14 protein-coding genes are annotated in these 12,723 nt (G+C 59.9%); 8 read left to right on the top strand and 6 right to left on the bottom strand.

The window, feature by feature from the left end:
- Window positions 1-46: 46 nt before the first annotated feature.
- Window positions 47-1,057 (bottom strand): zinc-dependent alcohol dehydrogenase family protein, encoded by a 1,011-nt coding sequence (locus tag MUU77_RS09485; protein ID WP_245085918.1) that lies wholly within the window; start codon window positions 1,055-1,057, stop codon window positions 47-49.
- Window positions 1,058-1,157: 100 nt separating this feature from the next.
- Here MUU77_RS09485 and MUU77_RS09480 point away from each other — a divergent pair, with 100 nt between their 5' ends.
- On the top strand, window positions 1,158-2,030 hold the full coding sequence (locus MUU77_RS09480; protein ID WP_245085916.1) for a LysR family transcriptional regulator: 873 nt from the start codon (window positions 1,158-1,160) through the stop codon (window positions 2,028-2,030).
- Between the two features lie 131 nt (window positions 2,031-2,161).
- Here the strand turns inward: MUU77_RS09480 and MUU77_RS09475 are convergent, their stop codons facing one another.
- The 5 genes from MUU77_RS09475 to MUU77_RS09455 are packed head-to-tail and all read right to left on the bottom strand — an operon-like array spanning window position 2,162 to window position 6,638.
- Window positions 2,162-3,130 carry a quinone oxidoreductase gene (locus tag MUU77_RS09475; protein WP_245085914.1) on the bottom strand — a complete coding sequence of 323 codons (969 nt, stop codon included), beginning with the start codon at window positions 3,128-3,130 and terminating at the stop codon, window positions 2,162-2,164.
- 10 nt (window positions 3,131-3,140) lie between these two features.
- Window positions 3,141-4,223, bottom strand: a complete 1,083-nt coding sequence (locus MUU77_RS09470) for a Gfo/Idh/MocA family oxidoreductase (protein WP_245085912.1) — start codon at window positions 4,221-4,223, stop codon at window positions 3,141-3,143.
- A 4-nt stretch (window positions 4,224-4,227) separates the two neighbouring features.
- Window positions 4,228-4,665 (bottom strand): nuclear transport factor 2 family protein, encoded by a 438-nt coding sequence (locus tag MUU77_RS09465; protein ID WP_245085910.1) that lies wholly within the window; start codon window positions 4,663-4,665, stop codon window positions 4,228-4,230.
- A 21-nt stretch (window positions 4,666-4,686) separates the two neighbouring features.
- A complete protein-coding gene (gene tehA / locus MUU77_RS09460; protein ID WP_245085908.1) occupies window positions 4,687-5,673 on the bottom strand; it encodes a dicarboxylate transporter/tellurite-resistance protein TehA in 987 nt (328 codons plus the stop codon).
- 11 nt (window positions 5,674-5,684) lie between these two features.
- Complete coding sequence (locus MUU77_RS09455) at window positions 5,685-6,638, bottom strand: SDR family NAD(P)-dependent oxidoreductase (protein WP_245085906.1); 954 nt, start codon at window positions 6,636-6,638, stop codon at window positions 5,685-5,687.
- 308 nt (window positions 6,639-6,946) lie between these two features.
- On the opposite strand from MUU77_RS09455, the gene MUU77_RS09450 reads away from it, so the two are divergent.
- The 7 genes from MUU77_RS09450 to MUU77_RS09420 all read left to right on the top strand — a co-directional run bounded on the left by MUU77_RS09450 (window position 6,947) and on the right by MUU77_RS09420 (window position 12,717).
- Entirely contained in the window at window positions 6,947-7,765 is an 819-nt protein-coding gene (locus MUU77_RS09450) for an AraC family transcriptional regulator (protein ID WP_245085904.1), read from the top strand.
- Window positions 7,766-8,055: 290 nt separating this feature from the next.
- A complete protein-coding gene (locus tag MUU77_RS09445) occupies window positions 8,056-9,054 on the top strand; it encodes an alpha/beta hydrolase (protein ID WP_245085902.1) in 999 nt (332 codons plus the stop codon).
- Between the two features lie 32 nt (window positions 9,055-9,086).
- On the top strand, window positions 9,087-10,034 hold the full coding sequence (locus MUU77_RS09440; RefSeq protein WP_245085900.1) for an MBL fold metallo-hydrolase: 948 nt from the start codon (window positions 9,087-9,089) through the stop codon (window positions 10,032-10,034).
- 70 nt (window positions 10,035-10,104) lie between these two features.
- Entirely contained in the window at window positions 10,105-11,013 is a 909-nt protein-coding gene (locus MUU77_RS09435; RefSeq protein ID WP_245085898.1) for a patatin-like phospholipase family protein, read from the top strand.
- Window positions 11,014-11,076: 63 nt separating this feature from the next.
- The gene (locus MUU77_RS09430; RefSeq protein WP_245085896.1) at window positions 11,077-11,382 is read left to right on the top strand and encodes a tautomerase family protein; all 306 of its coding nucleotides are present in this window, start codon (window positions 11,077-11,079) and stop codon (window positions 11,380-11,382) included.
- Between the two features lie 36 nt (window positions 11,383-11,418).
- Entirely contained in the window at window positions 11,419-11,859 is a 441-nt protein-coding gene (locus tag MUU77_RS09425) for a DsrE family protein (RefSeq protein WP_245085894.1), read from the top strand.
- A gap of 438 nt (window positions 11,860-12,297) precedes the next feature.
- Entirely contained in the window at window positions 12,298-12,717 is a 420-nt protein-coding gene (locus tag MUU77_RS09420; RefSeq protein WP_245085892.1) for a CopL family metal-binding regulatory protein, read from the top strand.
- Window positions 12,718-12,723: the final 6 nt, after the last annotated feature.

The raw sequence follows: 12,723 nt of genomic DNA, 5'->3' as shown, positions 1-12,723 counted from the left end.
TGTTACGAGGTGGATTGCGCGAAGCCTTGCACTTTTTTGGGGTCGCCTACTGGACGTCTACAACCACCTTTCCCTGGGCATCTCCCGACTCGAGGAACTGATACGCCTCTTCGACGGCGCTCAAGCCGAACACGTGAGGATCAAGCCGAATAGTGAGTTTGCCCTCGTTGGCCAGACGCTCGGCCTGCTTCATGATGTAGCCATGATGAGCCCGGTCACGGCCCGTTATGAGAGGAAGCAGAGTGAATACACCGGAGTAGGTGGCCGCGCGAAAGGAGAGGGGGGCGAGAGAGTGCGTACCCCAACCCAAGGCACTCACCACGTGCCCGTGGTAGCGGCGCGCTGCCCGGAAGGAGTCGTCCAACGTCGTGCCGCCGACGGTATCGAAGATGATGTCGAAACCTTCGCCACCGGTGTGTTGTGCCACATAGTCATCGACCGCCTGTGCGCGATAATCGATGAAGGTCGCGCCCAGACTTTCAATGTAGTCCCGTTGGGTGTCATTGCCGGTCGCGAACACTTGCGCACCGAATGCGTGGGCAATCTGGACGGCCACGTGTCCCACACCCCCCGCGCCGCCATGTATCAAGACACGCTGCCCGGATTTCACCCCCGCACGGTCGACGAGCCCTTCCCACGCGGTGATGAAGACCAGGGGGATTGCGGCGGCCTCGCGGGCCGAGAAGGAACTGGGCGCGTTTGCCAGAAGGGCGGCGTCAACGATGGCGAACTGGGCCAGCGCGCCCTGTACCCCGCCCACCCCTCCGGTCATGCCAAACACGGTGTCGCCGAGGGCGAAGGTGGTCACGTCCTCGGCGATCGCCTCGACCGTGCCGGCCAGATCGATCCCCAGGACCGCGGGCAGGGGGTGTTGCGCGTGTGACGCCTTTCCCGCGCGAATCTTTGTGTCCAGCGGATTCAGGCCCGCGGCTGCCACGCGTACCTTGACGTGGCCTGGGCTCAGCTCGGGAATGGGCACATCGGTGAGCTGCAAGGGTTCGCCACCATTGACCAGCAGGGCGGCTTTCATCGTGATGGGGGAGAAATGCGCTTTCATTGGCGTGATCCGTAGTTGAGGAACAGAGGGGAGAGTACTGGCGCATTTTTGTTTGGGTAGACTTAGAATCTAATGCTGCACATGCAAATTTGAATGAGTCATGGACTGGAGCGATGTTCAGATCTTCTTGGCGGTCGCGCGCACAGGCTCGTTAGGCGGTGCTGCACGCCAGTTGGGCATCACGCAGCCGACCGCAGGTCGGCGGGTGACGGCCCTGGAACAGGCCACGCAGACGCGACTGTTCCAGCGCTCCCATCGGGGTCTGGTACTGACGGAGGAAGGGCTCAGGGTGCTGGCGGCAGCCGAGGCGATGGAGGCGCAAGCCCTGGCGTTCCAGCGTCATCTGCTGGGTGACCCGCATTCGATCACGGGATTGCTGCGCATTACCTCGTCTGACTGGTTTGGCTCCCATGTGATCGCCCCTGCGGCGGCCGCCTTTTGCCTTCTTCATCCGGGGGTCGAGGTTGAGCTGCTGACGGACAGTCGACTCTATGACCTGACACGGCGTGAGGCGGATCTGGCCTTCCGACTGACCCCATTTACAGGCGGCGACATCGTGTCCCGGCGCTTCGTGCAACTCGACTATGGCCTCTTCAGCGCTGTGTCCGGGGACTTTCCGGAACCTCGTCTCATCACGATGGATGCGGCCTTCGAGGATCTGCCCGATGTGCGATGGCTGGTCCAGCATGTGCCGGAGGCGAAGATAGTCTTCAGAAGCAATAGCCGGGAAATCCAGGCGCGAGCATGTCAGCAGGGGGTCGGCATGGCCGTCCTGCCCTTGGCTCTGGCCAATAGGTTTCCTGGTCTTCGACGTATCAGCGTGCAAGAAGAACCGCCTGCACGAACCATCTGGCTCGGCTATCACCAGGACCTTCGTGAGCTGCCGCGACTTCGCTCTCTGATCAGTCATTTGGAGGCTGAGGTTCCGGGCCTGCTGGCAGGTGCGGCAGCTCCTCCTGTTGTCGCGAGCTGAGGGAGCTACCGCGGCCCCATCGGCCGGAGGCCAACCTTCCCGTCGGCCCGCATTCGACGAGACAACGACCCGCGTGGGTAACCGAGACAGAACAGCCCCAGGCCGCCATGGGTGAGCCAGTCCGCCGGAGGTCATGGCAGCAACAACACCTTGCCGGTGGTGCGTCTGGCCTCGAGCTGTGCCAGCGCTTCACCCGCATCATCCAGCGCATAGATCTTGCCGACGTGGACGTGGAGCCTCCCGTCGATCATCCATTGAAACAGCTGCTTGCTTCGCTGCTGCAGCAATTCCCATGTGCGGATGTGGTCCAAGAACACGGCATAGCCGATCTTCACACTGCGGGGTAACGCCACCAGATCGATGTGCCGGAGCCCATCCAAGGCCGTACCGTACCAACACAGCGTCCCGCCGTTCTTCAGACTGGCCAGCGAGTCAGCAAAGGTTTCGGCACCGGAACCGTCAAAAACTACGTCGACGCCTCGACCCTCGGTCAACTCCAGCACTCTCTTCGCAAAGCTTCCGGTGTTGTCGACGATGATGTCGCCAGCACCTGAAGCTTTCGCCACGGCTACCTTTCCCGGACTGGAGACCCGGCCAATGACCCTTCCTCCACGAATGCGTACGATCTGAGTTAGCAGCGTGCCGACGCCGCCTGCAGCGGCATGAATGAGCGCGATGTCACCTGGTTGAACTGGATAGAATTCCGTTGCGAAGTGACTGGCGGTCAGGCCCTGCATCATGATCGATGCCGCCTCTTGATCGCTGACACCCTCGGGAATGGGGACCAGCGCATCTTCCGGGGCGCATACCCAATCTGCATAGCTGCCCGGCACGAACGCCCAGGCAACCCGCTGTCCGAGACTGACACGCGTTACGCCCTGACCCAGAGCGCGCACTACGCCCGCGCCCTCGACTCCCAGCGTCTTCGGATTAGGGATTTCCCTCAGGAATCTTCCTTCACGAACACCGATGTCCATGAAGTTCACGCCCGCTGCCTTGACTTCAACCGCGACCTCACCCGGCCCCGGGCGACAATGGGGACCCTCACGAAGCACCAGCGCTTCGTTGCCGCCGTCCCGCATCATCATGATGGATCTCATGGACGGCCCCCTAGTGCCAGGAACCGCCACGTGCCAAGGCGGCTATGAGGGCATGCAAGTCCCTTGCGTCGTCAAAGGTGGGCGCGTTACTCGTGCCCCTGAAGCAATCATTCGCAATGCGCGCGTATTGAATGGCGACGTTCTGAGCAGGTGCTCCGACGGCCGCGTGCATATCGTGTTCGGGCGGGATGTCCATATCCTCCAGTGGTGCCCCGTTCCTTGCGCCCTGAAGCCTGGTGCCTCCAATACCGACGTAGCCGACGGGGCTTGTCAGAAGCAGATCACCCTCGGTGCCATTCACCTCGACATGGAAGTTCGTCCCTTGACACAAACCTCCTCTGAAGTGGCTCATGAGGGCCGTACCATCGCTCAAACGAGCCGATAGCAGGATCTGGTCAGGGACGGAGAGGGGAACATTACGCCCCGAGTTGCTCAACCTGATCGTGTGACGCGAGTTGCTCAACGTACAGACGTGATCAACAACGCGCTGACCCAACGCATCCAACAGCCCGTCGAGTGAGTGAGCGAACGGAACCTGCAACATGCCGGCACCATTGTCAGGATCCAATGTGTACTCGAAGCCGTCACTCATCTCATGGCCCCACACGATGCCGGAGCCGATCATCGTCGCGGACAGGACACGACCCACAAACCCTTCGGAAATCAGAGTTCTCATCGTTCTGAAGGCGGGCGCCGAACGCGTCTGGAGTCCAATGAAGTTCGAAACCCCGGCTTCCCTTGCTAGGTCACGCAATGCCTCTGCTTCTGCAAGATTGACCCCAAGAGGCCACTCCGAGAAGACTTTCTTGCCTGCATCGATGGCTTTGCTAATGGCATCACGGTGCCGCGTCACTTTGACGGTGACGACTACCATGTCCACCTCTGGATCATTGACCAGATCATGCGTGGAGAAATGGTAGCTAGGGATATCAAACTTCTCCGCCGCTGCTTTGGCAACATCCTCCTGGTGATGAGCGAGGGCCTGCAGCTTGAACTGAGGCAGTGCCTTTAGGGCAGGGATGTGTGCCGAGGATGCCCAGCCCTGATCAGGATGAACTCCAATGATCCCGATACGTATCGGATCGAAGGTCATGACGCTAACTCCTTATGAGGGTTTCAAGGATGGTTCTGCGAAGCTCGAGCGACGAAATCTGCCACCCGTCTCCGTGGTCTTCCCAGCGCTCGTGATAGTGGCCATAGCCGTGTATTGAGGAGGGCTCACCTCGACGCGCTTCCGGATACACGATGTAGTCTTCCATCGACCAGATGACCGACGCTGCGGAGGGCGACTCAAACGAGAATTCCTCGTTATGTACTTGGTGAATGGAACGCGCGCCAGCTAGAAAGCGCTGTGCGGATTCCGAGAACTCAGCTCCGCTCCGAAAGCTGACCAATGCGCTTCCTTCGACATCGAAAACCGAGATCTTCGCTTCCTGTGCGAACAACGCTTCAAAGCCACGCCAATTCTTGGTATCAAGAAATCGACAGTACTTGGCCTTCGCTGCACGGATGCCATTACGATCTTCCAGTTCCATAGCGCACCTCGCTAGCGATGCTCATCGTTGTATGGGTGTCGTGGCTCTACGGCTATCCGTAAGGGGCGCAGGGAGAAGACGTCTTTGCCACAATCTCACCAACGTCCCTGATAGCAGTAATGCGATGGCCACATTGCTGAAAACGAAGATGGGAAGAGCCACTTTCGGACCGATACCGTCGGGTGCTCGAAGTGCCATTTGCAATGCAGCGACGGAAATGGCAGTAGCCCCAAAGCTGTAGCCCCAGTAGCTGGCGCCGAATGGCTGCTGTAGCACCCAGGGCAGGAGACGGAGGGCGAAAAGGAGCTGGAGCAGCCCGTAACCCCAAAGGCCAGAGACGATGAAGTCCTCAGGGACGGGCGCGTTGGCCAGGTAGGCAACGGCAGCGACCACGGGCGGGGCCGTTTGAATGCCCAGGGTCGGGCGCAGACCGGGTGGCAATGGCGAAGCCATCCACAGCCGGAAGAGCAATACGGATTCGATCGCCAGCCAACTCAGGACGCCCATACCCAGGAACAGCTTTCCCCAATCGGTAAGCCCCAGGACGCCCGCTACGATCGAGCTAATGAGATTGGCCGCTACTGCGGGCAGATAGAGGACCGGAGTGACCGACTCCAAACTGATGCCCCCGCGCCAGAGGCCCGCAGCACGCCACGTCACAAAGGCGAGCTGGCCGGCCGTTCCCATGACCCAAAGCATGAGTGCCGCCGTGGGCAGGTAGGGAAAGATCACCAACCCCATCAGCGTGGTAGTGGCGGGTACCAACGAGACGAAACAGCACTGGATAGGGTGACTGATCTCGGCCAACGCTTCTTCGGCATCCAACAGCCATTTCATCCCGTACAGGATGACGAGCAGCGCCCAAACCATGGCGCCGAACGCCATCAATGTTTCGGCGATAGCGGCAGGCAATCCCCAAAGCCGGGTGGCGGCCCGCCACGCACTGCCCAGCCCCACCAGACCTAGAACGATGCCGAAGAAGGAAGCCGGGATGATAGGTGGCGACATGACCCATTTGCTCAGAGATCACGCGTGGCACGATCAAACAGGTTGAGGCGGTGAAGGCGGGCACGGGAGTGCTCCCAGAGTTCTCTGGCATTCAGCGGATCCAACGCGTAGTGCGCCACGCCGGTTAGCTCATCCGTGCGTGACGCCACTTCCATCGCCTCCTGACAGTCCTCGAAATAGCGACCACCCACCTCTTTCAGGAGGGGTGACGCTGCAAGGAGAACCGACGTCGCAGCACCTTGCTCGACGGTCTTTCGCCGGTGAGCGGGTGTGCGCAAGCCGCCTGTGTGACGCTGTAGCGCTGTGGCGATCGCGCCCGGATGGACCGCGTTGGCGAAGATGCCGCGCTCCCGTCCCCACCGGCGCGTCACTTCGACAGCAAGCAGCGAGCAGGCGGTTTTGGACTGCCCGTAAGCCAGAATCGGATCGTAGGGCCGGAACTTGAAATCCGGATCCTGAAGGATAACCGGACTGAATTGATGCGCGCTCGAGCTCAGGCAGACGACGCGAGCGCCACCTGCCTGCGTGAGTGCAGGCAACAGTCCCAAGGTCAGAGCAAAGTGGCCGAAGTAGTTGACCGCGAATTGGGCCTCCATGTCGTCCGCATTGCGCTCTAGTGCCGGAAACGCCATCACGCCCGCATTGTTCACCAGCACGTTCAGTGGGCCCGTCCAGCGGCTCACGAGATCCAAGATGCTGCGCAGGTCGGCGAGGTCCAGCCGCTCGATGTGGAAGGAGCCGGGGCTTCGGACGACAGACAATGTGTCCACCACGTCTTGGATACGGCTGGGATCGCGGACGGCCAGGACGACGTCAGCACCTGCCTGGTGCAAAGCCCGCACGGTCTCTGCGCCGATCCCCGACGAGGCGCCGGTTACGAGAATACGCTGTCCGTTGAGATCCACGCCCTCAAGTACATCGTGGGTGGTGGACGTAAAGCCCAGTCTGGAGACATCGGTGGTCATGGAGGGCTCCGCGACGGAGTAGGGCAGCGCAGCATCTTGGTTCTGAACTGGCCGCGCTTCGATGGGGCGAGTATAGGGAGCGCGCTATTCGTCGCGCATTGCGGTCTTTTGCGCCCTTGCGGGTGGCTTTCGCGCCATTGCGATCATGTATTCGACGGGCCGTTTCGTCATTGACGCGTCGTGTCTTCTCGGTAGCTTCACGGCGTTGCACACTGACATCTGGGCATGCAAGGCTCCCTATGGCGAACGCTCGGTTAAGTAGCTCCTTAGATGAAGTCACTCGCATCTCGGCGAGTGTCCCCAATGTCTTGGCCGAGATCCTCCAAGGCGAAACCCGGGTTACGGGCCGGTGGCAGCACGGTGCCTTCGAGGCATATGTACCTCCGATGCATGAGCATGTGCTCTCCGCGACTTACGAAGGCAGCGGCTGGGCGACCTCTAGCATCGAGGGCAAGACCACGCGCGCGCAGGCCAGAGCCGGGACCATCACCTTCTTGCCCCGAGGCTTCGATGGCACCTACCGATGCACGGCCAATACGACCTCCAACATCTACCTGGGTCACGACCGACTGCAGGGCTGCGCGGATCATCTCGCTGAGGGGCGCTCGTTTGATCTTATGGATCGCATCCATTATCCCGATGAGCGTGCCTTCGCGATCATGCGCATGATTGCGGACGAGGCTGATCAGCCAGGCTTGCATTCACGCCTGTTTCTCGAGCAAGCCGTGGACCTGCTGTGTATACAGTTGCTCAGGGCGCATACCTCGCTCTCCAGACCCTTACAGAATCGCCAACATGGACTCGCCCCATGGCAAGTCAAGCGTGTCACGCAGTACATGCGGGACAACCTGACACGGGATCTGACTCTACAAGAACTCGCCAACATCCTTGGTATGAGCCGTTTTCATTTTTGCACGGCTTTCAGGAAGGCCACGGGTGCCGCACCTCATGCGCATCTCACCCGCATGCGCATGGAAATGGCTTGTAGCCTCATACGGGGAACCGAGCTTCTGATTGGAGACGTCGCAGCTGCTGTGGGCTACGGTTCTATCGCCTCCTTCTCTACAGCCTTCCACAGATTCACTGGGCTCTCCCCACGGGCGTACAAAAATTTGCGCCGGAACTAGTTTTGTAATTGCCATTATTCACGGCGACACATTTGTAGTGCCCTGCCTGGCAGGTCGGCTTTAGTGCGATTGTGGTCGGATTCTTCGCGATTGCGATCTTGAGTCGGCGATACCAAAAACGATCTTGACGGACGACGCGCCCGGGCGTGTCCTAGCACCGTCGAAGATGTAACCGGCTAATGCGCCTTCGACCGGGTTTCTCGCCGCCCTGATGGATGGCGATCCGATGCCTTGCCTCGCCGACTCTCCGCATCTCCCTGGTGCCTTCGCTCGTCCCCCTGGAGCTCGCCATGCAGCCAACTTCCCCCCCTCCCCAAGGCACTGTCGATCTTCGGCGCCGATCTCTCATCGTGACCAGCGGCATCGTCGCGGTCGGCCTGCAGCTTCCGCTCATTGGCTGCAGCCGCCAACCGACGGCGACGAGCGAAGCACCCCCCACACCCACAGAACACTGGAGTAAAGCCATGGGCACCTTCACCACCAAAGATGGCACGAACCTCTACTACAAAGACTGGGGCAAGGGCCCCATCATCACTTTCAGCCATGGATGGCCGCTGTCGTCGGACAGCTGGGAAGCCCACATGTTCTTCTTTGCTTCACAAGGCTTCCGCTGCATCGCGCACGATCGCAGAGGCCATGGCCGCTCCAGCCAGCCTTCGGATGGCAATGACATGGACACGTACTCCGATGACCTGGCGCAGCTGATGGAGCACTTGAACGTCACTGAAGCCACGATGATCGGCTTCTCGACCGGCGGGGGCGAGGTCGCTCGCTATATCGGTAGGCACGGAACCAAGCGCGTTAAGAAGGCCGTATTGATCTCCGCGATTCCCCCGCTGATGCTCAAGACACCGGCCAACCCGAACGGAACGCCGATTGAGGTGTTCGATGGCTTGCGCAAAGCGTTCCTGGCCGACCGTTCCCAGTTCTTCCGCGATGTCCCCTCTGGCCCCTTCTACGGCTTCAACCTCCCCGGCGCGAAGCCCCAACAGAGTCTGATCGACTTCTGGTGGCTCCAGGGCATGATGGGTGGTTACAAGAACACCTATGAGTGTATCAAGGTGTTCTCGGAGACCGATCTGACCGAAGACCTTAAGAAGTTCGATGTACCGACGCTTCTGGTGCATGGATCCAAAGACCAGGTCGTGCCGATCGTCGCGGCCGCTGAGGCAGCAGCCAAGCTCGTCAAGGACAACAAGCTGCTGGTCTATGAAGGTGCGCCTCATGGCTTGGTCGATACCTATCGTGATCGGCTCCTTGCCGACGTCATGACCTTCATCCGCGGCTGACCCTGTCAGTCGCACGTCCTCGAGAACCCCCCATGAACACCCATCACCGACTGCCACGCCACCTTGCGTGTGCCTGCCAGATCCTGCTTCTGATCGCCGCTGTGCTCGCTCCCGGACTGTCGCTGGCCCAGGAAAGTCCTGTCATCAAGATCAATGCCGAAGCAGAGAGGGCGGAGATCAAAGTGACCCCGTTGAGGGGCAACGTGTACCTCCTGGAAGGCTCAGGGGGCAACATCGGCGCGCTGGCAGGACAAGACGCCAAGTTTCTGGTGGACGCAGGCATTTCCGTTTCCAAGGACAAGCTGACCCGTGCATTACAAGGCTTAGGCCCAGGAAGGATCAGTCATGTCGTCAACACCCATTGGCATTGGGACCACGCCGACGGCAACCCGTGGCTGCCCGGGAACGAGGTCGTGGTCGTCGCCCACCCCAACACCGCGCGTTACCTGGCTCAAACCGAGCGGGTGGACGACTGGAACTACACGTTCAAACCACTCGCCGCATCCGGCCAACCGAAGGATCTTGTCGATCATCACAAGTCGTACAAGCTGGGTGGCGAGGGCATCGAGGTGGTGGCGCTGCCGCCCTCCCACACCGATGGCGACCTGTACATCTACTTCAAGAAGGCGGATGTTCTTTTCCTAGGCGACACGTTCTGGAATGGGGTGTACCCCTTCATCGACAATCAGCATGGCGGCAGCATCGACGGGATGATCCGTGCCGTGGATATCGGACTCAAGGTCGCCGGACCCAACACGATCATCGTTCCGGGCCACGGACCGGCGGGCAACAAGCAGGATCTGGTGGCCTTCAGGTCAATGCTACAGACCATTCGTGACAACGTCTCCGCACTGAAGGCGTCGGGCAAGAGTGAGAAAGACGCGATCGCCGCAAAACCCACTGCCGCTTACGACGCCAAGTGGGGCAACTTCGTCATCAACCCGGATTTCTTCGTGCATCTGGTCTATAGCGGACTTTGAGCTAGGGATGCTGTTTGGCGACCAGTGAGGTTGCTGTGGCAGGCAGCCTCCATCGCTCGATGTCTTAAGGATGGAGATCGGCATGGACGTAGCGGAAACAGGTTCCGAACCGGTGACCGCGTTCGTACTCGCCGGCGGTGGAAGTCTTGGCGCCGTCGAAGTGGGCATGCTGCTGGCCCTCATGGAGTGGGGTGAGCGGCCGGTGTTTCTGGTGGGAGCCTCGGCCGGTGCCATCAACGCGGTGCTGTTCGCCGCGCAGCCCACCCTGGACGGCGCTCTTCGGATGGCATCGATCTGGCAGGGCGTACGTCGTCGCGACGTATTTCCGGTGAAGCTCAGTGGCGTGGTCTCCGGCATCTTCGGGGGTAGCGGCCATTTGGTCAGTTCCGAAGGATTGCGCCATCTACTGGGACGGCATTTGCCTTATTCACGCCTGGAGGACGCTTTGCTCCCGGTTCACGTGGTTGCGACCGATGTATTGTCCGGACGTGAAGTGGTTCTCTCCCGAGGTAGCGCGATCAATTCGGTGCTCGCGAGCACCGCAATCCCAGGCGTGTTCTCACCAGTGATGATCGATGGACATCTCCTTGTGGACGGCGGCCTATCCAACAACACCCCCATTTCTGTTGCGGTCGCCAAGGGTGCCAAACGCGTGATCGTCCTGCCGACCGGATTCGCGTGTGCGAGGAGGGCGGGCGCGGAAGGCGTGGTGCCCAGAGCCATGCATGCCATCAGCATGTTGATTGCATCGCAACTCTTACGTGATGCCGAGCATTGGCACAACAGCCACATCGAGCTGAGGATCGTACCGAGCATCTGTCCATTGAGAACATCGCCGTACGATTTCACCGAAACAAGCGAACTGATCAGCCGGGCTCACGTGTCCACACAGGCTTGGCTGGAGCGCGGTGGGCTGGAAGTTGCAGAGATACCCAAGCAGCTCGGTCTCCACCACCATTTTTCATCTGCCTCGCACTGAGTCAGCAACGCGCGCACGATCCCGATTCAGTCGAGGCATCCCCACACACTGAGGTCTAGAACCATGCCTTTCGTCAACATAAAACTGGTAGATGGCGTTTTTACACCCGACCAGAAGCATGACATGGCCTGTCAGATCACCGACGTCATGGTGCGATGTGAAGGATCCGAAGCTTTCCGCGAGGTTGTCTGGGTGCTTATTGAAGAACTTCACACCGACGGCTGGCACATCGGGGGACGACCCTTCGAAGGACCCAAATCGCTGATGGAGACGCTGCAACGGTCGAAGCACTTGTTCGAGATGATCGACGGCCACCCCTCCACGCGCCCCGAGTTTGCGGCCAAGATGCCGCCCAAGAAGGCGGACTGATCGAAGCCTGACACACTGCCGTCCATGAGGTGATTTATGTCTGCTCAGAATCCCGTCCTGAATATCGATATTCCGGTTGTGCTCTCCCACGTAAAGAGCGTCTTCAGTGTCGCGGCTCTCTCATTCGAAGGGGACTTGCCTGCCTGCCTGTTCCACCTTGGCCTGATCATGGATGACATCTCCGCCTGGAAGGCAAAGTCGTCGGTGATCGTTGTATTCCATACCAACGCCGGTCACGTGACCCTGGCGGATAAGATCTACAACGCTGATCGGAACATCAGCACCGGCAATCCGTACAAGGGGCTGGTCCAGGAGCTGATGGCCCGCGGCGTGGCCGTCGAGCTGTGCGGGGCAACAGCCCTGGCCCATGGCTGGGGCAACGGTGACATCTTGCCGGGCATCAAGATAAATACCGATGCCATGGCGCGAACGACCCAGCTCGTGCAGAAAGGCTATGTCAAGATTTCCGAGTACTGAGTAACGGGCTCACTGACTGCATCCAACCAGGGTCTGCCGTAATCGCGCGGGATTCTGCAGCCGCATGCTGCAGAATCCCGTTCGTGTCTACTATGCTGAGAATTCCTTGCAAAGCGGAACTCTTGAGAAAGGTGTCTCCGATGCTTCCGCAACGAAGTAGCTATCCGCTCGAAAGATGACCGCGGGAGAGCAGGGGATAAAGGATCGTTATCGAGGGTATCGCCCGTGATGTGCGTTGCCGCCTATCGCAAGAATGCGTTGAGCAGGGGCGGCCATCTATTTCTGTTCTTATCGTGAACTTTTAAGCGCCATGTAAAACCCGCCTCGGATGCGCGTAGCTTGCTTTCCTCCCCGAGCGACGGGGAAGGCGTCCGTCTCATGCGTCGTTGAGATTCTGTTCACGACTGATACACACCATGCCGCGCGAAGTGATTTACCATGACGTCCGTGTCGGCCCCCTCACTACTACTGCGCTTGTTTCTGATCGCTATGCTCGCCCTTAACGGCGCGTGGTCGGCGTATGCGTCCGTGAGTATGGGATCTGCTACCGCCGGGCAGGCAAGTCAGGAGCCCAGTGTCGTGAGCGATGAGGATTGTGCCGCGCATCACAACCCATCCCATCACGCCGATGCGCCTTCAATTGAGAAGGCTAAAAAAGCCGGACATGGCGACCATGCCGGTCCTGATTGCTGCAAGTCTTCGGCGTGCCGATGCGCGTGCGTGCATGCCTGTGCCAGTGCGTTGCCCGCGCACATGTATGTCTCGGTGCAATTGGCGTTGGGACTGCACGTCATGCCCCTGCCATTGGGGCATGCTGCGCCCGCCTTGCCCCATTTGATCCGACCACCGATCGGCTAAGTCTCC

The organism is Pseudoxanthomonas sp. F37 (genome assembly GCF_022965755.1).
In the GTDB taxonomy this organism is placed as follows: Bacteria; Pseudomonadota; Gammaproteobacteria; order Xanthomonadales; family Xanthomonadaceae; genus Pseudoxanthomonas_A.
The sequence above is the reverse complement of the archived record's forward strand: the minus strand, read 5'-3'. Positions and strand labels throughout refer to the sequence as shown.

What these genes read in the sequence shown, in the direction of transcription:
- MUU77_RS09485 (WP_245085918.1), bottom strand. Translation starts at nt 1,057, where the DNA reads ATGAAAGCGCATTTCTCCCCCATCACGATGAAAGCCGCCCTGCTGGTC.
- MUU77_RS09480 (WP_245085916.1), top strand. Translation starts at nt 1,158, where the DNA reads ATGGACTGGAGCGATGTTCAGATCTTCTTGGCGGTCGCGCGCACAGGC.
- MUU77_RS09475 (WP_245085914.1), bottom strand. Translation starts at nt 3,130, where the DNA reads ATGAGATCCATCATGATGATGCGGGACGGCGGCAACGAAGCGCTGGTG.
- MUU77_RS09470 (WP_245085912.1), bottom strand. Translation starts at nt 4,223, where the DNA reads ATGACCTTCGATCCGATACGTATCGGGATCATTGGAGTTCATCCTGAT.
- MUU77_RS09465 (WP_245085910.1), bottom strand. Translation starts at nt 4,665, where the DNA reads ATGGAACTGGAAGATCGTAATGGCATCCGTGCAGCGAAGGCCAAGTAC.
- tehA (WP_245085908.1), bottom strand. Translation starts at nt 5,673, where the DNA reads ATGTCGCCACCTATCATCCCGGCTTCCTTCTTCGGCATCGTTCTAGGT.
- MUU77_RS09455 (WP_245085906.1), bottom strand. Translation starts at nt 6,638, where the DNA reads ATGACCACCGATGTCTCCAGACTGGGCTTTACGTCCACCACCCACGAT.
- MUU77_RS09445 (WP_245085902.1), top strand. Translation starts at nt 8,056, where the DNA reads ATGCAGCCAACTTCCCCCCCTCCCCAAGGCACTGTCGATCTTCGGCGC.
- MUU77_RS09440 (WP_245085900.1), top strand. Translation starts at nt 9,087, where the DNA reads ATGAACACCCATCACCGACTGCCACGCCACCTTGCGTGTGCCTGCCAG.
- MUU77_RS09435 (WP_245085898.1), top strand. Translation starts at nt 10,105, where the DNA reads ATGGAGATCGGCATGGACGTAGCGGAAACAGGTTCCGAACCGGTGACC.
- MUU77_RS09430 (WP_245085896.1), top strand. Translation starts at nt 11,077, where the DNA reads ATGCCTTTCGTCAACATAAAACTGGTAGATGGCGTTTTTACACCCGAC.
- MUU77_RS09425 (WP_245085894.1), top strand. Translation starts at nt 11,419, where the DNA reads ATGTCTGCTCAGAATCCCGTCCTGAATATCGATATTCCGGTTGTGCTC.
- MUU77_RS09420 (WP_245085892.1), top strand. Translation starts at nt 12,298, where the DNA reads ATGACGTCCGTGTCGGCCCCCTCACTACTACTGCGCTTGTTTCTGATC.